Origin of the sequence: Nostoc sp. DedQUE08 (assembly GCF_034530895.1) — a bacterium.
Classification (GTDB): Bacteria; Cyanobacteriota; Cyanobacteriia; order Cyanobacteriales; family Nostocaceae; genus Nostoc.
The window spans coordinates 205,158-229,486 of sequence record NZ_JAVRCD010000007.1 but is presented as its reverse complement, the minus strand read 5'-3'; the positions used below and the strand labels follow the sequence as shown (position 1 = coordinate 229,486).

The 24,329-nt window shown below is 41.8% G+C and carries 14 protein-coding genes; 8 read left to right on the top strand and 6 right to left on the bottom strand.

The genetic code is table 11. The features are described 5' to 3' along the window. Window positions 1–432: 432 nt before the first annotated feature. Both RMY64_RS07285 and RMY64_RS07280 read right to left on the bottom strand, forming a co-directional pair. Window positions 433–3,021, bottom strand: a complete 2,589-nt coding sequence (locus tag RMY64_RS07285; protein WP_322691858.1) for a chloride channel protein — start codon at window positions 3,019–3,021, stop codon at window positions 433–435. 526 nt (window positions 3,022–3,547) lie between these two features. Further along, the gene (locus RMY64_RS07280) at window positions 3,548–3,913 is read right to left on the bottom strand and encodes a hypothetical protein (protein ID WP_322675459.1); all 366 of its coding nucleotides are present in this window, start codon (window positions 3,911–3,913) and stop codon (window positions 3,548–3,550) included. Window positions 3,914–4,116: 203 nt separating this feature from the next. Here RMY64_RS07280 and RMY64_RS07275 point away from each other — a divergent pair, with 203 nt between their 5' ends. Further along, complete coding sequence (locus tag RMY64_RS07275) at window positions 4,117–4,572, top strand: DUF4288 domain-containing protein (protein WP_322675458.1); 456 nt, start codon at window positions 4,117–4,119, stop codon at window positions 4,570–4,572. Between the two features lie 229 nt (window positions 4,573–4,801). On the opposite strand, the gene RMY64_RS07270 is transcribed toward RMY64_RS07275, so the two are convergent. Continuing rightward, window positions 4,802–5,299 carry a DUF6174 domain-containing protein gene (locus RMY64_RS07270; protein WP_322675457.1) on the bottom strand — a complete coding sequence of 166 codons (498 nt, stop codon included), beginning with the start codon at window positions 5,297–5,299 and terminating at the stop codon, window positions 4,802–4,804. A gap of 388 nt (window positions 5,300–5,687) precedes the next feature. Between RMY64_RS07270 and RMY64_RS07265 the strand changes: the two genes are divergently transcribed. Continuing rightward, on the top strand, window positions 5,688–7,040 hold the full coding sequence (locus RMY64_RS07265) for an MATE family efflux transporter (RefSeq protein WP_322699705.1): 1,353 nt from the start codon (window positions 5,688–5,690) through the stop codon (window positions 7,038–7,040). 222 nt (window positions 7,041–7,262) lie between these two features. Next, window positions 7,263–8,456: an MFS transporter gene (locus tag RMY64_RS07260; RefSeq protein ID WP_322699704.1), complete on the top strand. Its 1,194-nt coding sequence runs from the start codon at window positions 7,263–7,265 to the stop codon at window positions 8,454–8,456. Between the two features lie 497 nt (window positions 8,457–8,953). Here RMY64_RS07260 and RMY64_RS07255 read toward each other — a convergent pair whose 3' ends face one another. After that, window positions 8,954–9,394 (bottom strand): hypothetical protein, encoded by a 441-nt coding sequence (locus RMY64_RS07255; protein WP_322699703.1) that lies wholly within the window; start codon window positions 9,392–9,394, stop codon window positions 8,954–8,956. Window positions 9,395–10,125: 731 nt separating this feature from the next. Between RMY64_RS07255 and RMY64_RS07250 the strand changes: the two genes are divergently transcribed. The 3 genes from RMY64_RS07250 to RMY64_RS07240 all read left to right on the top strand — a co-directional run bounded on the left by RMY64_RS07250 (window position 10,126) and on the right by RMY64_RS07240 (window position 14,039). Further along, a complete protein-coding gene (locus RMY64_RS07250) occupies window positions 10,126–12,204 on the top strand; it encodes a hypothetical protein (RefSeq protein WP_322699702.1) in 2,079 nt (692 codons plus the stop codon). Window positions 12,205–12,337: 133 nt separating this feature from the next. After that, a complete protein-coding gene (locus RMY64_RS07245) occupies window positions 12,338–12,526 on the top strand; it encodes a DUF4089 domain-containing protein (protein ID WP_322675452.1) in 189 nt (62 codons plus the stop codon). A gap of 100 nt (window positions 12,527–12,626) precedes the next feature. Then, the gene (locus RMY64_RS07240; RefSeq protein WP_322699701.1) at window positions 12,627–14,039 is read left to right on the top strand and encodes an AtzE family amidohydrolase; all 1,413 of its coding nucleotides are present in this window, start codon (window positions 12,627–12,629) and stop codon (window positions 14,037–14,039) included. A gap of 248 nt (window positions 14,040–14,287) precedes the next feature. On the opposite strand, the gene RMY64_RS07235 is transcribed toward RMY64_RS07240, so the two are convergent. After that, window positions 14,288–15,613 carry a DUF58 domain-containing protein gene (locus tag RMY64_RS07235; RefSeq protein WP_322699700.1) on the bottom strand — a complete coding sequence of 442 codons (1,326 nt, stop codon included), beginning with the start codon at window positions 15,611–15,613 and terminating at the stop codon, window positions 14,288–14,290. A 159-nt stretch (window positions 15,614–15,772) separates the two neighbouring features. On the opposite strand from RMY64_RS07235, the gene RMY64_RS07230 reads away from it, so the two are divergent. Next, window positions 15,773–18,121, top strand: coding sequence for a response regulator (locus RMY64_RS07230; protein ID WP_322699699.1), 2,349 nt, complete (start codon window positions 15,773–15,775; stop codon window positions 18,119–18,121). A 174-nt stretch (window positions 18,122–18,295) separates the two neighbouring features. Here RMY64_RS07230 and RMY64_RS07225 read toward each other — a convergent pair whose 3' ends face one another. Further along, the gene (locus RMY64_RS07225) at window positions 18,296–18,418 is read right to left on the bottom strand and encodes a hypothetical protein (protein ID WP_322699698.1); all 123 of its coding nucleotides are present in this window, start codon (window positions 18,416–18,418) and stop codon (window positions 18,296–18,298) included. 314 nt (window positions 18,419–18,732) lie between these two features. On the opposite strand from RMY64_RS07225, the gene RMY64_RS07220 reads away from it, so the two are divergent. After that, on the top strand, window positions 18,733–24,327 hold the full coding sequence (locus tag RMY64_RS07220) for a PAS domain S-box protein (RefSeq protein WP_322699697.1): 5,595 nt from the start codon (window positions 18,733–18,735) through the stop codon (window positions 24,325–24,327). Window positions 24,328–24,329 lie beyond the last annotated feature (2 nt).

Below are 24,329 nucleotides of genomic sequence, written 5' to 3'. Positions count from 1 at the left end.
TCATTTGTTATTTCGGGGTACTCATTTGTTATTTCGGGGTACTCATTTGTTATTTTTGAGTAAAGCAAACGCCCCCCTTATCAAGGGTACGCTGTATATAGCGCTTCTGGGTTGAGTGCAATACAGACCTAACAAGAACAGCCCCTTCCCTACAAGGGAAAAGGAATAAAATTCAAAGCCTCTCTCCTTTTAGGAGAGAGGTTTGGAGAGAGGTCAAAGTGTATTGCATACATTCGAGAACCGCTATATACAAGTTTAAAATAGAATAGTTGATTGACCAGGGTTTTACCCCACCCTAACCCTCCCCTTGTAAAGGGGAGGGAACTAGATTTCCGGCTTCCCCCCTTTACAAGGGGGGATTGAGGGGGGTAATTCAACTTGTGTGTACACCGTAGCCAATGCATCGGGGGGATTAAGGGGGGTAATTCGACATTAAGTTTTGACCATAATCACTGTACAATTACTCTTGCGAGAAATATTCTCGGCAATATTTCCTTGAATCGCTTGTTGCAGTAGACTTTCACGGCTAGCTCCCAAGACAATCACATCACTGTTGTCAAGTTTTGCACAATTAAGAACAGCTTCAGAAACAGAATTGGCACGAACGGGAGTGGCCATCACTTTACCACTAACTCGGCGTTGCAGAAAGCGAGCAGATTTATCTAATAATGTTGTGTCAGGAATCGAGTTAGTCGGCTGGAAAACTTGGCATAGCTTGATTTGGGGTGATGTACTTAAAGAAGCAAGAGCCGGTAATAACTTAATTGCTTGGCTGGAGTTAGGGCCGCCTGCCATTGGCAACAACCAACGGTCGAAGGATCTTTTATCATCTAATTTAGCCAAGATAACATCACAACCTGCCTGTCGAATTATGGTATCCACCACTCGGCTAAAAACTCTACCAGGAGTTGATGTATTGCCTTTCCATCCCATCAGCACCAAGTCAATGTGTCGTTCTTTGACAGTCTCCAAAATTGCCCCAGCAACATTATGGGCAACTCGGATCTCGGTATGAACGGGAATCCGCCACTCTTCTCCTAAAAGTATTGCCCGTTGCAAAAGTTGAAGACTTTTGCTGATTTGCACTGGTGTTTCCGATGGGATGCGGCTAGACGAAACGATAATCACTTGTAAGCATTCTATTTCGTAATTGCGATCTTTGGCGATCGCAACTGCCATGTCTAATAAAGTCTCGGCTGTCTGGGGATGTGAAAGTGGTACTAACAATCTTCCTTTGCCTGTAGCCGGAGCGTGAGTTTGGTAAACCACATAAGAAGGTGCTGATTTACGTTCTATTTGTTCGTTACCACTGAGTCGCTCTGCTTCTACACGGATAATATCACTACGAGTAATAATTCCTATGAGCTTGCGATTTTCTGTAACGGGTAAGCAGCTGAGGTGATAACGATTGAGTATATGCAGTACATGAGCCAGTGTTGCTGTGGGATTTACTGTCACTGGCTCTGGTGTCATAATCTCGCCGATAGTTGTATCTTTGCCTGACTGTTGCGAAGCAATACTAACTAAATCTTCCTGAGTTACAATACCAACAACTTTACCATTCTCTAAAACTGGGAAGTTGCGATGGCGAGAGTCGGAAAATGCCTGTACTGCTTCATCAGTACTCATTTGGCTAGAGAGAGTTTCCACGCGTCGTTGCATCACATCTACGGCACTCAGTTGTGCCAGAAGCCCCTCTGTGCTAGGCTCCTTGGTGATGTGAATTCCTTTCCACTCTAGTAAAAGGTCGTAGAGCGATCGCCGATCGATTTTTTCCGCTACTAAATAGGCAACCACAGACGCAATCATGAGCGGTAGCACCAGATTGAAATCTGTTGTCATCTCAAATACAATGACGACTGCGGTAATTGGTACTTTGGAGACGGCGCTAAAAAAGGCAGCCATGCCGACATGAGCATAGACTGTGGCAGCACTCATTCCCAGTAAACTGTGTTCCACAGCACCCACTAAGTAACCAAGGGCAGCGCCCAAGGCTAAGGTAGGAACTAGTAAACCTCCTGGCGCTCCAGAGCCGTAAGTAAAAATAATTAGGGTAAACTGAACTAAAAAAGCGATCGCGGCAAATGACCAATTAGCACTGCCCACAAGCAAAATTTCTCTCAGCCCAGCATGATCGCGAAAGACAGCAGGTAAAAAAGCGATCGCCGCACCACTAACTAACCCAGCGATTCCAATTCGCCAGGATAAACTCAACCTTAGCAGGCGGCGGTTAATTGCTAGACTCTCAAGAATACCTTTATTAAATAGAATGCCTAGAAGTCCCGCCAGTACTCCTAAAATCAAGTAGAAAGGGATTTCTTGAGCGAAGAAAGTTGTATCGGGAAGACCTAAATTTAGATGATTCAGATCCAGGCTGTGACTACCATAGAGCCGAGAAATGACTGAAGCGATGAAAGAAGCCAAAATTGCAGTACCAAGAGTAATACCTGATACATCTTGGAGTAATTCTTCTACTACAAAAAGCACACCTGCAATCGGTGCATTAAAAGCCGCAGCTAACCCAGCCCCGGCTCCGGCAGCGATGAGTTGGCGACGATGCTCTGGTGAAGTCGGTGCCCAGTTACTAAGTTGATTTGCCAAGGCTGCCCCAATTTGCACAGTCGGCCCTTCCCGTCCTAAAGGCATTCCCGAACCCAACACTAATGTAGCGCCGATTAACTTAACCAAAGCAATCCGTAGATTTAATGGCATTGGCACGCGAGCCAATACGGCTTTGACTTCAGACATCCCACTACCTGATGCTTCCGGTGCGAAGCGCTCTACTAGCCAACCAGCTAAAAATCCCCCTATTAATCCAACACCTGGTAGCACCAAGTAGGCAGGTAAAAGGTAAGAAAGATGCACTCGCAATGCACCTGCCCAATCCACTGCCTGTCCTAATAGAACTGCCGCTAACCCAGAAACTAGACCAATCAGGCAAGCTTCCACAAAAGCCAACCGTTTGGGTCGAAGCAACTGACGCCAAAGCCTCAACCAGAGAATTTTACCCTTGACTAACATATTTTTAGCGATCGCTTGTCATCAATGAAGGTATATAAATGTCTAAAATGTCTTACCGTTCACCCTATTCATAGCTTTTACTAAAAAAATGAAATCAGAATGAAATTTTTATATGCCTAAAGATAGATATGTGCAGTAGGGGTACAGTTATTTATAATGTTTTATACTTAGAATTATTGGAGAACTATTCTCGCTTCAAAAATATTGTGTTCAAGTTGTCCTCTGTGATTTAGGGGTGAAATTCTAGGTATATAGGCTATTAGCCAACTCTCAATACTGTTCGGTTAAAGTAAGAGACATGATGAATCGCCGTTTCGACAATAATAATTCTTTTGTAGAGACGGCGATTTATCGCGTCTTTGTAATCATTTATCGCATCAGATAGAACAACATTGATCATAAGTTTATTAACATCACAGATATTCCGCCAACCCGTGAAACGATTCAAAACTGAGTAAAGTTTTTGGGTTTTGCGTTAGGATTTACGCATAAAGATTCTCTAGAAAAATTGAGTTTAAATTTACTATTAACGCTGCCAATCATACATTAATCGTCCGTGGCGATCGCGCACAAGTTCCCATTCTCCATGACGATATCGTTGTCCGTGATAACGTATAGAGCGATAGTGCCGTCTATAATAATGTCGTCGATTCCATTGGCGTTGATAGTAATAGTTTCCAGTCCGTTGCCGTCTATGATAACGTCGTCGAGTCCGTCGGTGAGCTAACAAAAACTCTTCACTTTGCTCTCCAACTAATTTTGTCTGTGCATCGATACTCTGTTCATTGAAAATATTGTTGAGAGTGTTCTCTTTGGCTTCAACCAAAGTAGGTGGATAAATGAAGGCTAATAACAGGAACACAATTGAGGATAGCTTTTTGAAACGGTTCACGTCTTTGCTTTTCCTAAACTATTGGTAATAATTTTATTTAATACTTAAGTTTAGTAATTATATAGTTCAAAATTCACAAACTTGAGGAACGCAAATGTAATTGCAAGTACATATAGCAGTTCCCATTCAGATAAAGTACAATGTTGTATCGCTTAATATAGTTGCTTGAGCATTATTAGTAAAAGTTTTAATTTTTATAAGCAATGACATACATTCCAAAGGATGCAGAGTGGTATATCGCTGAATTGGTAATCGAGTGTAACGTTGAGGGAAATCCACATAATGTTATTCATGTAAATATTGTTCTTGTCCGTGCTTCTTCACCAGAAGATGCTTTTGAGAAAGCCGAAGAACTTGGTTATCAGAGTAACGACACATATCTCAACCCCAAAAATCAAACTGTAATTTTTACTTATAGAGGCTTACGGCATCTTGATGTAATTCATGATGAATTAGAACATGGTGCTGAACTGATGTTTGAAGAAAAAATTGGTATACGTGAAAGCGAATTACAACAAATGCTGACTCCAAAATCTCAGCTAGCTATTTTTCGTCCGTTAAAACCAATAGATCCATCTAAGCCAGACTATACGAGTAAAGAAATTATGGATGAAGTCGCAAGAATGATGAGTGGCGATGGTGTTATTGAAAGACTTTAAATGCTTCAGCCCAACAGTGCATTCGCTATTCTAAACCTTTATAGAGCTAACGTCATAAATACGCTGTTCGGATCGTCAATAGACATCTTGCAAAAGTAAATTTTGCAAGATGTCGGAGAAAGGTTAAAGGTTAAAGGGTAAATGGAAATTAATTCTATTCCTTTCCCCTTGACCCCCGCCCCTTATCCCCCACAAATGCCAAGAAGTCTAATGCTCTCCTTAGCTATAGTTAATTAGTTTTTTGCAGATTGCTAATTGTCAAAAATATTTCATCATCAGCGATCTGGCTATTATAATCAATGTTAATTTGAGTTGGATAACCAAGTGTTGGATCGTATTGTACAGTCAAGTTTGCTGCTTTACGAATCAGCGCATCCCTAATGATATCAAAGAGTTTAGGAATTGTATTATATTGTTTAAACAACTCTGCCTCAGCCGGCTTTTGAGTTGCTTTATAAGTAATAGAACTTGTGACTCGATTACGTACTTTAATAATCACTGGTTCTGTGGCTTTAGGTAAACAATTGCAACTTCTAGTGAATTCATAGTGATAGTTAGAGATTTTTTGCCGTTTCCATAATCGGTAATTAATCTTAAATTGTTCTAAGTTTAAACTACTAGGCGCGGGGGTTGTGGCTACCTGTATAGGAGGAGGTTGAGATATTACAGGTGCACTAAAACCTAAAGATGCCACTAAAACAGCACTAATTGCAATTGGTAAGCGCATATAAATCCATTCTTAACTCCAACTGCTTACTTTAACGTAGCTTCAAGATGATTGCCAAAACATTGAAATTATTTGTGACACTCAAAGCTGGTAAGGTATTACGCAAAGAAAATTGCATATTAACTAGTGAGGGTTGTCCTTAGTCAAAAGTCCTTTGTCCTTAGAAACACTTCTGGACTAATGATGGTCTATACGGAAAATTTAGTCGTTACCTGCTTGCAATTCATCTTTTGTTAAATCTTTCCTGCCGAACCCTCTGCTAACCACTGTGACGGTAATCCTCTGACTCTATTAAGATAGATTCAAGTTCCCAGGAGCAATATCTCCTGAACATGGGTTTAAATTTGGAAAAAACCCTTTGTTCTTCACATCGGGTTATCAGTTGTATATGTTTTCTGAAGTTAAAAAATGTCTCATGTTAGCCGTACCTTTGGCAGCGGCACAAGTGGCTCAATCTGCAACTGGTTTTGTCGATACGGTCATGATGGGCTGGTTGGGAAGTCAAACCATTGCATCTGGAGGTTTGGGAACTATTATCTTTACTTTTTCTCTGTTGATTTTTAGTGGTATCGTTTCTGCTGTCAGTCCGTTAGCTGCCCAAGCATACGGTGCCGGAAATAAAGAAAAAGTTGGCACAATTGTCCGGCTTGGACTAGGGATATCTCTGGTGCTAGGAATACCAATTACATTGCTGCTTTACAATGGAGGTGCTTTACTACTTTTACTAGGACAGGATGCTAACACAGTAGCACTAACAGAGATTTTTTTAAGAGCGATCGCACTGGGTTTTATTCCTGGTTTGGGCTTTGCAGTACTTAAAAGTTTTCTTTCTGCTCTATTGCAACCGCAATTAATCATAGTGACAGTGGTCTTGGGTACTCTGTTCAACATTACAGCTAACTATGTGCTGATGTTTGGCAAACTAGGATTCCCGGCCTTGGGTTTAGCTGGTATTGGTTGGGCAAGCACGCTTTCACTTTGGAGTATGTTTATTACTTTGGCAGTTTATATATACAATCAGCCTCGCTTTGCAGTTTACGGTATTTTTCGACCTTCGTCTCAAGAAGCCTTTCCTCTAGAGCATCGCCGGATCGTTGGCGAGATTTTTCAAGTTGGATTGCCCATCGGGGGGCTGATTGCGGTCGAAGGCGGACTATTCACCGTTGTCACTTTGTTGATTGGACAATTGGGAACCAATGCCCTGGCTGCTCATCAAATTGCTTTACAAACAATTTCGATGTCATTCCAGATGGCAGTAGGCATTTCTCTAGCGACAACAGTTCGTGTTGGACAGTTAGCCGGACAGAATGACTTAGTTGGCACTCGTCTAGCTGGATATGTAGGCATTGCCATTGCAGCTTTAGCTATGGGTGTAGTAGCCCTTGCATTTTGGCTAGTACCAAAGTCGATTATTTCTCTTTATATTGACATCAACAATCAGAACAATGCAGATGTGGTTGCCCTGGCGGTGAAATTGCTAGCAGTCGCGGCCATTTTTCAAATAGTTGACGGCGTGCAAGTTACTGCTGCTGGAGCATTACGCGGACTCAAAGACACCCGAATCCCGATGTTGATTGGCTTTTTTGCTTATTGGTGTGTTGGTTTATTCACTGGTTATACTTTTGGGATCTCGTTGGGGTCTGGAGCTATTGGTCTTTGGTGGGGATTGGCTATTGGTTTAGCCAGCGCTGCAATCATCCTAACTTGGCGGTTTAGCACCAGGAAAACTCATAACTATTGAAGAAGTCAGGAGTCAGAATTCAGGAGTCAGAATTCATACCAATTTGAAAAATGATTGCGACAGATGGAAAACTGAAACATTTATCCAATGGATGTTTCACAATCCAAAATCTAAAATCTAAAATCCAAAATGGTATCAGGAGTCAGAATTCTGTTTTGATAAACACAGATGCAGTTAAAGGCAAGAGTCCTCAAGCAACTAAATTATAGTGAATTAGGTTGAATGAACAAACAAATCTCAAATAACGGATTAACTAAATTTCAAGTACTGATTATGGCGATCGCATCTGGGGTGTGTGTTGCTAACGTTTATTATAATCAGCCAATTCTCAAAGATATTGCATCTTCTTTTCAAGTTAGCGAAAGTGAAGCGGGTAGCATATCTGTGCTTTCGCAAGTTGGTTACGGTTTTGGACTTTTCTTTTTAATCCCCTTGGGCGATAAAATCAACAAAAAAACATTAATTCTTTCCTTACTTCTGTGTTTATTCTGTTTGTTGATAGCCATGACGTTTTCACAAAATATCGTCCAGGTTTGGATATTGAGCATAGCAATTGGAATTACAACAGTCTCCGCTCAGGTTATTCTGCCCTTAGCAGCAAGTATAGATAGAGTAACTACAGGTCAAACTGTCGGCAGTATTTTTACTGGTATATTGATTGGAGTTTTAGGAGCAAGGGTTTTTAGTGGATATATTGCTGAAAGCTTGAGTTGGCGTTATGTATATGGATTTTCAGGAGTAATGATTTTAATTGTTACTGTCTTGCTAAAAATTTATTTACCTAATGTGAATAATGAATACACTGGTAATTATTTTGATTTATTAAAATCAACGCTTCAACAATTAAAACGTTTTTCTTTATTGAGAGAAGCATCTTTAATTGGAGGATTAATGTTTGGTGTCTTTTGCTCATTTTGGACAACGTTGACTTTCCATTTAAGCGGAGCACCTTTTAATTTTCAATCTGACACAATTGGGATGTATGGCTTTGTGGCGATCGCAGGTGCATTAATGGCACCAATTTTTGGTAAATTAGCCGATAAAGGTAATTCCCAACGTTCCTTAACTATTTCCGTATCTCTGGTGATTGCAAGTTTAGTAATTGCTAAAATTGCTTCTAGTTCAGCGCTGGCGATCGCTGTTGCTGTATTGTTACTAGATGTAGGCGTACAAGCAATTCAAGTCACCAATGTGGCAAGAATATACACTCTTGATGCTCAATCGAACAGTCGCATCAATACAGTGTACATGACTACCTATTTTATCGGTGGTGCTGTCGGTACTAGTATTGGTCTATTATGCTGGGATTTTGGGGGCTGGAATTTGGTGACTTGGCAGATGTTAGTTTTTACTTTGCTTGGATTTATTGTTATAGTCAGACCGAAAATCACTACAGCAAGCATAAATAAAAAATAGACTTTTTGGCATTTGTAGGGCAAAGGGTAAGGGGTGAATGGCACTAAGAAAACGTGAAACCTAGTCAGGGCAGGGTGTAGGGGGTAGGGTGTCGGGTGTAGGGAACAAATCAAGAAAATGAACAACAAGTGCGAACATTAATAAACTTTTTCGTCACTACACCCGACACCCGACACCCGACACCCAAAAGTCTTATGAATACTGGATTTGCTGATATCTTAGTGCCATTCGGTAAGGGGTAAAGGGGAAAGGGATGGAATTTCCTCTTACCCTTTAACATGAGTCCCTTTCCCCAACCGGAAAGCAAAAGTCACTTTTGTAAGAGACTCCATGAGTGGAACTTACAAGGAACAATAAAAATATCTCTTCCCCAGTTCCCAGTCCCCAGTCCCTATTTTTAAGTTAGGTCTAATTATCCCATCCTTTTGGTCAAGAAAGGTTGTGATTTTAGCCTAGATATTCTGTTGGTATTTACGAATCAACAGTGTTATTTAAAGCTATTGGTTATTTGAAGCTATCGGGCGGCTACCATCTATCTCTATAGTATCTTTAGCTTTAAATTTACTCTTAGCGATCGGACGTTGACCATCTATGTCAAGAATTTCCTCAACTTCAAAATTACTAGGGTCAATTGGACGCTTACCGTCTACAGGTAGTATCTCATGTCCTTCAAAATTACTCTTAGCGATCGGGCGTTGACCGTCTATGTCAATTGTTTGATCGCTATGATTTTTATCTTTTGCAATTGGGCGTTGACCATCTATATCAATTGTTTCCTTAATCTGAATGTTACTTGGATCGACTGGACGATGACCATCTACATTAATTGTTTTCGTTGACTTTTGAGGTTCATTAGATAATGAATTTATATTAGTTTCATCCACTTTTCTATCCCGACTTAAATTATTATTAGTCTCAGTTTTCTTTTTGTCATTCATGTTTTTTATTGTTATTCTAGATTATTTATCTGCTGTAGATATCATTTTTAAAACTGTTTATCTCTCTAGCTAAAGAGACTCATTTGAGTAAATAACAGGAAAATTTGTTCATATACTAAGATACTGAAGTAGAATCAAAAAATCCTCTACCACAGCACAGAATATATCTCTGACTTTAGAGGGATTTTTCATCTTTCAAAAAATACTTAATTAAATTGCTGGAAGAATGTAAGATTTTCTATAACTGGCAAGAGCCATCTTTTAGGGTCTTTTTTGTGCCTTTACGCGAACTTCTAAATATTTTGATGCAAGTCGTCTGATTTCATTTTCATCCCAAATCAATGTCGGTGCTGTAATAACCAAGGAAACTTATTCTTATGGTGTAAATATAAAATAATTTTTAGTATTTTTTTATACTAATAAGTGACAGTAAAAACCTTCGTATTCAATTAGATACTTTTTTAAGTAGTTATAACAAATCATACATAAATCTCATAAAAATATTGACAAAGTATTTTTATTTTGCCAAAACATTTATATCAACAATCATCTATTAGCAATCATTACGTCATTTTCTAACTAAAGGGAGAATGCATACCGCATTTTCACTTAATTTTATACTGCTTAGTTTAATTTACTAAGTATTATCTCTAAATTGATTCCTTTACCAATGAGACTATATGAGCATTCGCTTTTTCCATATTCCTTTAAGGAAAATAATCCGCTTTTCTATGCTCGCTCTAGCTACGACTGTAGCACTTACAACTGTTGAACCTAGTCGCAGTAGTACTACATCTGAGTATCAATGGAATCAAGTCTCTATAGGAGGAGGAGGTTATGTTACCAATATTTATCTGCATCCTTTAGAGAAGAATTTAGCCTACATTAGAACCGATATAGGTGGCTTCTATCGTTGGAATTCGTTAGAGAAAAGATGGATTCCATTAATAGATCACTTTGGGTCTGATAAAAGTAACTACTATGGCGGAGAAGGATTAGCGCTTGACCCTAACAATCCAAATGTTGTCTATATTGCAGCAGGCAAATATACTAAGGCTGGCTTAGGAACAATCTTCAAATCGACCAATAAAGGTCAAACCTGGAACAAACTGAACATAGATTTGCCAATGGGTGGCAACGAAACTAAGCGATGGACGGGGGAAAGGCTGGGAGTTAATCCATTTAATCCTAATATCATCTTCTTTGGTTCGCGTTTGGATGGGCTATGGAAGTCGGCGAATGCTGGTCAAACATGGAAAAAAGTAAGTTCTTTCTCAGGAAAACCTAATGCATCCATTGGTATTACAGGAATTTTGTTTAGCAAAAAGAATGCTGGCTTGGTTTATGCAAATGCCTATGGAGACGGAATATATAAGTCTACCGATACAGGTGTTACCTGGAGCAGAATAGCCGGAAGCCCATCAAAAGTAAATCGAATGGTGCTTAATAGCAATGGAGTACTGTATGTAACGCACACTTCAGGAGTTAGCAAATATGCAAATGGGGCTTGGAGCAATATTACGCCAACTAACATCAAAACTATTTCATTTAATGGGCTTTCTGTAGATCCCAATAACTCTAATCACGTTTTAGTTACTTATGACCAATACCATGAAACTACTAATTACTCTAGAGTCTTTCAATCTACCGATGGTGGAACTACATGGCAACAGAAAAGCCATTCATTGAATCCTCAAGTACCTTGGTGGCCAAACTGGTATTTTGCTTCTGCGGCCTCAGCGATTGAATTTGACCCAAATATTGCTGGCAAAGTTTGGTTAACAGACTGGTTCGGAACCTGGCAGGCAGACAATATCAATGCTAACAAGCCTATGTGGTCTAACTATGAAAAAGGACATGAGGAAACAGTAGCTTTTGAACTCATCTCACCTCCAAAAGGCTCACTATTGTTAAGCGGTGTGGCTGATGTAGAAGGCTTTAACCACGGTCAGAAATTAGATACTTACCCATCTACTCAATTGGGTGGTAGTAACGGCCCTTGGTATCAAGAAACATACAGTATTGCCTACAGTGAAAAAGATCCTTTACGTATGGTACGCGTTGGCGGACATCGAGGGTTCAATACTTTTACAGGAGGAACTTCCACAGATGGCGGACATACCTGGAAGAACTTTTCTTCTTTTCCGCAGAACATTATGCCACTACGGGTAGCTATGTCTGCAACTAATCCAAGTTTGTTTGTAGCGATCGCCAGCGAGAAACAACCTATACGCACAACTAACGGTGGAGCTACTTGGAGTGGAGTATCAGGTTTACCCAACGGGCCCAAGGGGCCGTGGTACTGGGGTCAACCATTGGCATCAGACAAAGTAAATGGCAATATTTTTTACTACTACAACGATGGCAAAGTCTACCGCAGTAAGGATGGAGCTGCATACTTCAGTATTGTCAACTCAACACTTCCTAGCGAAGATTGGTCTATGCTCAAAACAGTTCCGGGGGTAAGTAACGAAGTTTGGATAAGTCTCAATTCAAATGGGCTTTATCGTTCAACAAACGGTGGTACGAAGTTTGACAAAATAGCTGGTGTGGAGAAAGCTTATTTATTTGCCTTTGGCAAACCACAAACAGGAAGTACAATTCCTGCACTATATTTATATGGCAAAATCATTGGTATGGGAAAAGGAATTTTCCGTTCTTTGGATAGAGGGCAAACATGGACAAACATCTCTAATCCTCTATATCCCATCGGCAATGTCCCGAACGTGATGGAAGCTAGCAGACAGCAATTTGGGCTAGTCTTCATTGGCACCGACGGTAAAGGAATCTACTATGGAAAACCAAATTAATCCAAATTAATGACGTTGCATTCCCGACAAAATTGTATGTCACTACCTGGGTATCGCTGTTGTCGCAAGAAATTATAAGTTTAAGATAACGTAAACGCTTTGGCTTGCCGCAGGCTACCGCAAAGGAAAAAAGATGAGAAGAGAAGAGTTTGATGTGAGTGAATATGTAGATCAAATGGGGTTTTTGTTGGATTTGCAGTTAAAAGATGAGTATCGAGATGGTGTGGTGGCAAATTTTGAGAGAATTAGGGCGATCGCTAATCTGGTAAATTCTTTCCCTTTACCAGAGGAAATTGAAGTTGCACCAGTTTTTGAACCATAATTGCTTCAAGAATAGCTATGTTGATGTTTTAATGAAGCAAAAACTATTGCTGAGTGCTATTACTCAAAAAGCTAAAGGCGCTATCTCTTAATATTTCAGCATGAATTTTGATTCAGCCGATGCCATAACAATATCAACTGCTGTACGCGAAGGTAAAACTAGCGCTGTGGAGGTTACGAAAGCTGCGTTAGCACGAATAGCAACGCACAATCATCTATTCAACTGTTTTACCACTATAACTGCTGAGACAGCTTTAACAGATGCAGCACTGATTGACAGGGAAATTGCCCAAGGTAATCATCCTGGAGTGCTTGCTGGTGTGCCTTTTGCGGTGAAAAATCTCTTCGATATCGCTGGTTTTACGACTCTAGCAGGATCGAAAATCAATGCAGTAAACCCAGAAGCTACTCAAGATGCAACCGCAGTAGCAAAGTTGAAGCAAGCGGGTGCTGTTTTGCTTGGTGCTTTGAATATGGATGAGTATGCTTATGGGTTTGTAACAGAAAACTCCCATTACGGTGCTACTCACAACCCCCATGATTTACAGCGAGTTGCTGGTGGTTCATCGGGTGGTTCGGCGGCGGCGGTTGCGGCGGGGTTAGTACCGCTGACATTGGGTTCTGATACTAATGGTTCAATTCGCGTTCCGGCGGCGTTGTGTGGTGTTTTTGGTTTCAAGCCAACTTATGGAAGATTATCTCGTGCTGGGGTAGCTTTATTTTCTAGCAGTTTTGACCACATTGGCCCTTTTGCGCGTTCGGTGCAGGATATCGCTACGGTGTTTGATGTGCTTCAGGGAAAAGACGATCGCGATCCCATTTGTACAAAGCGTCTACCTGAATTATGTTTACCGCAACTCAAACAAGATATTTCTGATATCAGAATTGCGATCGCAGCTGATTATTTTACCAAAGGTGCAGAACCGGCAGCTTTAGCAGCAGTGCAAAAAGTAGCTGATGCAATAGAAGTTACTAAATACGTAATCATACCAGAAGCACACCGCGCCCGTGCAGCAGCTTTTGTAATCACAGCTAGCGAGGGTGCAAATCTGCGTTTGGAAAAATTGCGATTGCATCCTGAAGATTTTGATTTCGCTACACGCGATCGCTTTTTGGCTGGGGCGTTAATTCCTAGTATCTGGTATCTTCAAGCACAACGGTTTAGAAGATGGTATCGCGATCGCGTTCGAGAAGTTTTTCAAAATGTCGATGTAATTCTTGCCCCAACTACACCAATTTCTGCACCATTAATTGGTCAACAAACCATAATTTTGGATGGCGAAGAAATTCTTGTCCGTCCTCATTTAGGGCTATTTACTCAACCATTATCTTTTATTGGTTTACCCGTTTTATCAGTACCAATTCAGTGCCAAAATACATTACCTTTAGGTGTGCAATTGATTGCAGCACCATATAATGAAGCGTTAATTTTACGGGTTGCGGCTGCGTTAGAGGCAAAGGGTGTAGTTTCAGCACCAGTAATTTTAAACGCTCTTAACTCAGAGGCTGTTTGAAAAATCTAATTTATTACACAAAGACGCGATTAATCGCGTCTCACAAGAGTCATCTTGCAGAAGTGGGGAAAAGGGTAAGGGGTAAAGCGGCTCATAAAAACCATGAGTCCCTTTAACATGAGTCCCTTTCCCCCCTCTTGCAAAAGTAACTTTTGCAAGAGGTCTAGTCTCTATCTGGATAATTTTAAGCAAAGTTTATACCTCCGCTAAATAATTGCATAAAAATGCACAAGTTAGAGTGACAATTACTAAAGTTGATTTCGCGCTTTTAGTTGCAGATATCGCTCAACTAACCGATCGGCAATTTGATTTGCTGGTGCATCTAGAACTAATACACCTTTTTGTTTCAGTTGGGCATAAGCTACTTGTCGTTGCATTAATAAATCTAGTGCTACTGCACGGGTATAAGCACCTGCAACCTCATCTGTGAAGGTGTGTGCTAGACGATCGACTTGTGGATCTCGCAAAGTCACGCAAAATGGAAGGTAGCGGGGTGCTAGTTTGGAGAGTGCAGCTAGGAGTTCTGTAGAGGCAGTGATATCAACTAAATCGGTAATCACTACTACCAGCGCCCTCCGAGTTTGTCGCTGCACAACATTTGTTACCGCCCCCAAATAATCAGATTCAAATAACACTGGTTGAAGTGGAGTTAAACGATCAATTAACTGATTCAAATGATGTTGACCGCGTTCTGGGGGAATCCACGTATGCATTTGGCGGTCAAATACACCAACACCCACGCGATCGCCTCGATGCAAACCTGCCAAAGCTAAGGATAAAGTTGCATTCAATCCCCAGTCAAATCGTTGCAAATTCTGCACCTTTGCCGTCATCAGCCGACCGCGATCGAGTAATATCAGTAATGTTTGTTCCTGTTCTGGTTCTAGAACCCTGACCAGTGGCATAGCATTACCATAAGCGCCAACCCGACGGGCAGTAGCTTTCCAATCAATAAACCGCAAATCGTCACCTGTGCGATAGTTTCGCAGTTCGGCAAACTCTGTACCAATACCAGTTTTGCGAGATTGGCGCATCGATCCTGATGATTGCAGTGTCAGACGAATTGTCAGCGATCGCAATCCTACTAAATCAGGATAAACTTTCACAGGCAGACTTTGGGGAATTTGCCAATCATCCCAAGCTAGTCCCCAAAGCCCCAACTGTCGGACTTGAATATTTCCCCAAGGAAACTCTCCTCGCTGTGTTGGGTGGACGGTATACGTTAATTCTTCAGTGCTGTTACTGGGAACAATGGCGCCCAGTGCAGGTGCAGACACGCCAAATCCTGTTGGGTAATAGTCGCGGATTTCAATTTGAGCGTCGGTATTTTGTGATGTCACCTTTAGCACTACAGGATTATCTCGCCCAATAGATAATCGTGACGGTAATTCGCGGGTAATTTGCACGCGAGAACGCCGCACTCGCCAACCATCTGCAACCATCAGTCCGAGAATGATGGCATCAAATAGCACAGTTATGGCGATGGTTGCTCTAATGCTGGTAAATAAGGATAGGATCGGGGCGATCGCTATACCCAAAACTAATAATAAATAAACTCGTTTGGAAGGAACCATTTTTTAGAGTGAGAAGTTAATAGCTAGGTATAAGGTGAATTCAATGTAACCGAAATAAGAAGACTTGCTAAATTATTTTATTTTTTCCTTGTAGAAAAATAACTACCTAATGTACTATTTTTTTGGGGTAAAGTAGCAAATTATATTTTGGACGGGTGTATGAGAATCTTGCTAATCGAAGATGAAGAAATTTTAGCAAGTGTCTTGTTGAAGTCTCTGACTAAGCAACACTATGTTGTTGATGTCGTACAAGATGGACAAATGGGTTGGGAATACACGCAAAGTACGAACTATGACCTGTTATTAATAGATGTAGGATTACCAAAACTAGACGGGATTTCATTGTGTCAGCGATTGCGTTCTGGTGGTTGCTTCACTCCGATTCTCTTGATGACGGCGAGAGATGGTAGTAAAGAGCGGATTCAGGGACTTGATGCAGGTGCAGACGATTATCTGATCAAACCTTTAGATTTGGAAGAACTGCAAGCACGGATACGAGCGTTGATCCGTCGAGGCGATCGCCCCTGTACTCCTATACTGGAAGTAGGCGCGCTGCGACTTGATCCCAGTAGTTGCGAAGTCACATATAACAACAAACTGCTGGAATTAACAGCCAAAGAATATAGTTTGCTAGAGCTATTTTTACGGAATCCATCGCGTGTTTTTAGTCGGGGGGATATTATTGAGCATTTGTGGACTTTTGACGACCCACCCCAAGAGGAAACTGTAAAATCTCACATCAAATACTTACGACAAAAGTTGAAAGCAGGCGGAGCAGTAGATTGGATTGAAAATGTTTATGGTTTGGGATATCGGCTGAATCCTGGAAGAGAGCAGGGGAGGCAGGGGGGCAGAGGGGCAGAGGGGCAGGGGAGGCAAGGGGAGCAGGGGAAGCAGGGGGGGAAAGAAAAATCCCAAGTTGCAAGTCCTCAAGTTGAGGAGCAGTTTCAGCAAGCGATGGGTGGCTTGTGGAAACAATACGAAGGGTTGATGGTGCAGCGATTGGCGGTGCTGGAAGAGTTAGCAGCTGCGCTTTCTAAGGAAACTCTGACTGGGGAGTTACGTAAATCGGGAGAACGAGAGGCGCACAAACTAGCTGGTGTCTTGGGAATGTTTGAGCAAGACAATGGTACTTTGCTAGCGCGGCAAATTGAACAGATTTTAGGGAAAGATGGTGATTTGTCAGTAAGTGAAAACCGGCAATTGCTGGGGCTGATTGAAGGTTTGGGTAACATCATCAACCTGATGGGGCAAAATGTAGATTATCAAACTTTTGCTGCGATCGCACCAGAAATTAGTACCCGATTGATCTTAATTGACCCGAATCTGCAACTAGGTTCTCAGTTGCAACAACTGGTTGAGTGCATGGGAATATGCTGGCAGCAAATTAGCAACTTAGAGGATGCAAAAAACTTTCTCCAAACCACATCACCAGATTTAGTAGTCCTAAATATAGATGATATCGGCTGGCGTAAAGAAAGTTTAGCACTACTAAGGGACTTAGCAACGCGTACCCCGCCCGTACCCGTTCTGGTGCTGGCTGCGACTGATGAGTTAGTAGAACGCGTAACTTTTGCTCAATATGGGGCGCGGGGGTTTTTGGTCAAGCCTGTAACAGCTGCTCAAGTTTGGGATGTTTCGTCCCAAATATTACAACGTACTCGTTCTTTACGGGTAAATATACTGGCAGTAGATGACGACCCGTTGATTTTAGCAGCACTGCGCCCAATGTTAGAGCCGTGGGGTATGCGGATGACAGGATTAGAAAATCCGTTACGTTTCTGGGAAGTATTGCAATCTACTAAACCGGATTTGTTGATTTTAGATGTGGAAATGCCTCATATAAATGGTATAGAACTTTGCCGAGCAGTTCGTACCGATCCCCAATGGCAGGAATTACCAATTGTGTTTCTGACTGCTCACCGAGAAATGGAAACTGTGCAGCAAGTGTTTGCTGTTGGGGGAGATGATTATGTGATTAAACCTGTTGTCGGTGCAGAATTGTTGGCACGCATTACCCATCGCTTAGAACGCAGTCGTTTACTACAATCGCTTTCTACTAAAGATTCCTTAACTGGGTTAGCAAATCAGTTTCAGTCTAACCGTGACTTGCAGCACTTAATTGCTCAAGCTGAGAAAAATCAGCAATCTGTTTGTTTGGCGATCTTAAGCGTGACTGATCTGCGTCAAATTAATATTAAGTATGGTCATCAGGCTGGAAATCAGGTATTGCAAAGATGGAGTCGTTTATTTCAATCGGCATTTTGCAGTGGTGAAGTACTAGGTTATTGGGGTAATGGTGAATTTGTTGTGGGAGTTTCTGGGTTAACAAAAACAGAAATAAACCATCGCCTCAGTGAGATTTTAACTACCCTCCGCCAGCAAATATTCACAGCCTTCAAAGGCGATCGCTTTCAGGTAATATGTAATTTCACTGTAGTCGAATACCCCAATGATGGGCTAACGATACAATCTTTATACCAAGCTGCTGCTGGGCGTAATTCGTAATTACCATACTGCAAGGGTTTTATTTATCGCGGTTCTCGAATGAAAGCAATACAGTCTGACCTCTCTCCAAACCTCTCTCCTAAGAGGAGAGAGGCTTTGAACTTTAGAATTTTACTCCCCAACGCTAGTAGGGAAGCGTCTCGTAGAGAAGTACTGACTACGCCTACGCATTTGTTAATTTGGTGTTCGCAATTGCTGATTTTGCGAACGCAATTGTTGATTTGGCGTTCGCAATTGTTGATTTGGTGTTCGCAATTGCTGATTTTGCGAACGCAATTGTTGATTTGGTGTTCGCATTTGCTGATTTGGCGAACGCAATTGTTAATTTGGCGAACGCAATTGTTGATTTGGCGTACGCAATTGTTGATTTGGCGTACGCATTTGTTATTTTGGCGATCGCATTTGTTATTTTGGCGATCGCATTTTTGTAAAATGAAGAAAATATGTAGTTTTGCTGTAGTCGAATATTTCAGTCAGAGACTAACGATACAATCACTATACAGATTTACTAGTATCATCTTTAGCACATGATTGTTAATTTGTACAGTACTTAATTAATAAAAATTACGAATTACGAATTACGAATTACGAATTATTTAACAGGAGTTTTGATGAATACACTACAGCTAGAGCAGGTAGAGCAATTGCAAGCCACTGCGAACAAGATGGAAGTAACGCTGGGTGCGATCGCTGATGCTGTAGTTTGGGTAGGAGAAGACCGACTGATTCAATGGTGCAATTCTCGCTTTGAGTCTTTAGTAAACCAACCTCACGGTACTGTGTGCGGTGCGAAGTTAACTGACTTGCTACCCTTGACCCAATTAGGACAACCAGTTGCTTTATCCTGCTATCCTGATGTGCAAATACTCAATGGGGAGTATGAAACAGCAAATTATCAGTTGCAGCAAGATGAGCAAATAACATTACAAATTTCTGGTAGCTCTATCGGAATGACTGGCGATCGCTGTGCAATACTGGCGATCAGGGATATCACATTGACGCAACGAACTCAAGAATCCTTGCAAGAGATTGAGGAGCGATTGCAGACATTAATTAACGCTACACCCGATATTATCTGTTTAAAAGACGGTGAGGGCAAATGGTTGCTGTCAAACCAGGCTAACCTGGAATTTTTAGACCTACAAGGCGTTGATTATCAAGGCAAAACAGACTCAGAACTGGCAGAATTTAGCAATTTTTATCATGATGCTTTGCTCAACTGCAATAAAACAGATGAACGAGCTTGGCAATTGGGATATGTGCATCGGGTAGAAGAAGCTGTTCCTCGCCCTGATGGCACAGTGAGCAGTTTAGATATGATTAAAGCTCCCCTATTTCACCAGGATGGTAGACGCAAAGCCTTGGTGGTTTTAGGGCGGGATCTGAGCGAACGCAAACAAACCCAAGTAGCTTTAGAAAATTCTCTATCTTTATTAAGCGCTATTTTTGAATCGATTCAAGATGGTATATTAGTAGTCGATAGCTCAAGTAAAATCGCTAGTTATAATCAAAAGTTCTTAGAAATGTGGTCAATTCCACCAGAACTTTTGACGGAACCAGATCATCCTCAGCGACTAGCGTATCTGGCAAACCAATTAAAAGACCCTGATGAATTTTTGCAACGAGTCCGAGAATTATATTCACAGCCGGAATTAGTTAGTTACGACTGGTTAGAACTAGAAGATGGCAGAGTATTTGAGCGCTACTCTTGTCCTCAGCGCATCGGCGAACAAATTATTGGTAGAGTGTGGAGTTTCCGCGACATCACCCAGCGCCAAAGGGCTGAAGCAGCACTGCGACAAAGTGAATTACAATACCGCAGTATTTTTGAAGCAATTAATGATGGACTATTTATTACTGAAATAGAGACTGAAAAAGTCGCCGAAGTTAATCCGGCGGCTTGTCAGATGCACGGTTACTCTTATGAGGAATTTCTCACTTTACATCCATCTAGTTATATTCACCCAGACTCCCATTCTGTTTTTCTAGAGTTTGTCGAGAAAACCCGATGTGGCGAGCAATTTTATGGACAAGCAGTTGATATCTGCAAAGATGGCAGTTTAATAGATGTGGAAGTCAAAGGAACGACTTGCATTTATAATGGCAAGCGACATATTTTAGCAATAGTCCGGGATATTACGGCTCGCAAACGCACCGAAGAAGCGTTACGTCAAAGCGAAGCTCAGTACCGCGATTTGGTGCAAACAGCAAACTGTATCATTCTGCGTTGGGATGGCAATGGTGACATTATATTTTTAAATGACTACGGTCAAAGGCTTTTTGGTTTCGATTCAGATGAAATTACAGGAAGCAATGTTATTGGTACAATCGTTCCAGAAACGGAAACTTCTGGGCGCGATTTGCAGACATTAATGGTTGATATTTGTCAGCAGCCAGAAAATTATCTATTTAACGAAAACGAGAACTTATGCAAAAATGGCGATCGCGTCTGGATTGTCTGGGCGAATAAACCCATTTTAGATGCCCAAGGAAACTTAATCGAAATTCTTTCAGTCGGCACTGATGCTACAGAACGCAAACGCGCCGAAGCCGCTCTCCAGGAAAGCGAGTTAAAATTCCGTAGCATTGTGGAAAATGCCAACGATCTGATATTTGTGCTTTCGCCAGAGGGAATTTTTACTTATCACTCGCCGAATGTGACTGCAATCATGGGCTACAGCTTAGAGGAAATCGAAGGTCATTCTGTGGTGGAGTTTACCAAACCGGAAGACTTAGCAACTAGTGCCAGTGCTTTACAAAAAGCGATAACTGGTGAAAAGCTGACTGATATTGAAGTGCGATTGCGACACCAAGATGGTAGCTGGCGATGGTTCAACTTTAACACTTCCACAATTAACACTCCTAGCGGTGAAATTGCGATCGCCGGCGTGGGACGCGACATCACAGAACGCAAGCAAGCAGAAGAAGCCTTGCGTCGTAGTGAAATGAAATACCGCAACATCTTTGAAAATTCCCAAGTGGGGATTTTTCGCACCTGCCAAAAAGATGGATTGATTATCGATGCTAATCAACGTGGTGCTGAGATATTAGGTTTTACCTCTGCTGCTGGCTTAATTGGCAAGTATTTCACAACTGATTTATATGTCAATCCAGAAGATCGGGTGCAAATGTTAGCAGAGTTAGAAGAGTCCGGCGAAGTTCGCAATTATGAAGTAGCACTGCGACGCTTGGATGGATTTGTTGTTTGGGTACTGTTATCACTTCGTCTCAACGCCGAAGAATCCTGTTTGGATTCTGTTTTTACAGATATTAGCCAACGCAAACAGCAAGAACAAGCTTTACGCTTAATTGTTGAGGGTACAGCCGCGAAAACAGGCAATGAATTTTTCAATTCTTGCGTTCGTTACCTTGCCGAAGTCTTGCAGGTTCAATATGCCTTAGTGACTGAGTTTGATGACGAGCCAAAAACGAGAGTCCGCACTTTGGCATTTTGGTGTAATGGGGCTATTAACGATAACTTGGAATACGATTTACAGGGTACTCCTTGCGAACACACCTTGCGAGGCAATATGTGTCATTACCCGCAAGCAGTACAAACTACTTTTCCAGAAGATGCCGATTTAGTGAAGATGAATGCCGAGAGTTTTTTTGGCGTTCCTCTCACCAGTTCATCCGGCGAAATCATCGGACATCTAGCAGTAATCGATGTCAAACCCATGAAGCCCGATCCGGGACGGGAACTGATTGTGAAAATATTTGCTGCCCGTGCCGGTGCCGAATTGGAACGCAAACAAGCAGAAGCAGCCCTACAGGAAAGCGAGTTAAAGTTTCGCACTATCGTTGAAAAAGCCAACGATGTGCTATTTGTCATCAGTCCTGATGGAGTTTTCAACTATATTTCTCCAAATATCTTGAAGACTACCGGATTTGCCCCCAGCGAAATGGAGGGTAATTCTTTGGCATCCTTTACTCATCCCGACGATGTGCCCAAATGTCAAGAAGTTGCCCAAAGTATTCTGGCAACAGGTGAGGGAATTTCGGGGACTGAGTACCGCGCTAAACATCGGAATGGGGGCTGGGTTTGGCTAACTAGTAATGCAGTCCGCACACAAGATGCCCAAGGTAATTTTCAGATTGTCGGCGTAGCTCGTGATATTAGCGATCGCAAACAAGCAGAAGCCGCTTTGCAACGTCGAACTCAAGCCGAAAGTTTAATCAGCAGCGTTTCTCGGCAATTTATTGACCAAGATTTAGCAACAGCAATTAATTTTACACTGCGAGCGATCGCTGAATTTATTGATGCTGAACACAGTTGCATCTTTGAATGCTCCCAAGATAAACGTGAATTCAACCTGATCCATGAATGGTGTGGTGAAGATGTTGCACCATTGATTGATATTGCCAAAGGTTCGCCTGTAGAAGTTTTCCCCTATTTCTACGAGCCGATTCTTTGTGGTAGGCATCGACAAATCTCTTGCGTGGAAGATTTACCCCTGCATCTACCTGAGCGACAACTTTTTGAAAGTATGTCGTTTCAATCTATATTAGCTGTGCCAATGGTTCATGCTGGCAAAGTGGTTGGGTTTGTTGGTGCAGCGATGATTCACTACTCAAAAACCTGGAACCAAGAAGATATTAATCTATTGAAACTGGTAGGTGAAATAATTGCGATCGGTCGAGCTAGACACCAGGCAGAAGAAGCGCTGAGAATTGCCAAAGAAGCCGCCGAAACTGCCAACCGAGCCAAGAGTGCTTTCCTCGCTAATATGAGTCACGAACTCCGCACTCCTCTAAATGCAATTTTAGGTTTTTCCCAATTAATGGAGCGAGACATTAGCCTCAACTCAAACCAGCGTGAATCATTAGCTACCATTAACCGCAGTGGAGAACACTTGCTTAACCTGATTAACGATGTCTTGGAAATGTCCAAAATTGAAGCAGGACAAATCATTTTCAACCCCGAAGACTTCGATCTATATCTGCTGTTGCAAACATTACAAGAGATGTTCCAAGTGCGGACACAGGCAAAGCAATTGTTTCTCAAATTTGAAATGGCTCCCAATCTCCCCCGCTACATCCAAACAGATGAAGGTAAACTCCGCCAAGTGCTAATTAATCTTTTGGGTAACGCCGTCAAATTTACTCAGACTGGGGGAGTAACGTTGCGGGTGAGGATGGGGAGTGGGGAGTGGGGACAAGGGGACAAGGGGACAAGGGGACAAGGAGACAAGGAGACAAGGGGACAAGGAGACAAGGAGAATAACCATGCCCAATGCCCAATGCCCAATGCCCAATCCTTATTTTTTGAAATCCAAGACACTGGACGGGGAATAGCGGCAGCAGAAATGAATAACCTGTTTCAGCCTTTTGTCCAGACAACAAGCGGTATTCAAACTAAGGAGGGAACTGGACTCGGACTGACTATCAGCCGTCAATTTGTGCGGTTGCTGGGAGGCGATATTCACTTGACGAGTAGCGTTGGACAAGGGTCTACTTTTAGCTTTGACATTCAAGTGAATTTAGCCGCAGCTTTAAAAGCTGCACCAAAATTAAATAAGGGACGCGTACTCAAGCTGGCAGAAGACCAAGCTGCTTACCGTATTCTGATAGTAGATGACCGCAAAGAAAACCGCGATTTAATTGTGCAACTTCTTGGTAGCATTGGTTTTGAAATTCAGGCTGCAACTAATGGACAAGAAGCGATCGCTATTTGGCAAACCTGGCAACCTCACCTAATTTGGATGGATATGCGGATGCCTGTAATCAACGGCTACGATGCCACTAAAGAGATTAGAGCCAAGGAAAAAAATACAACTAGAAATTTCCGCACTGTAATTATTGCCCTAACTGCCAGTGCTTTTGAAGAACAACAGGCAAGTATCTTAGCCGCAGGTTGTGACGATTTGGTTCGTAAGCCATTCCGAGAGCAAGTGATTTTTGAAAAGATCGCTGAATATTTGCAGGTGCGTTATATCTGTGCAGAAGAAAGCAATGAAGATGCAATAGGCAACAATTTAGAGAATACTCAATCTACTATCTTGGATCTTCGCTCTGCAATTACCATTATGCCTACCCAATGGCTAACAGAACTGAATCAGGCAGCCGTTGAAGTCGATGCTGAAAGGATTTTGCAACTCATTGAGCAAATTCCCCAAACTCATTCTGCTTTGGCAGAAAAATTGGCAAATTTAGTCCGCAACTTTTGCTTCGATGAAATTATCGACTTAACTGAGGAAAATATCTAATT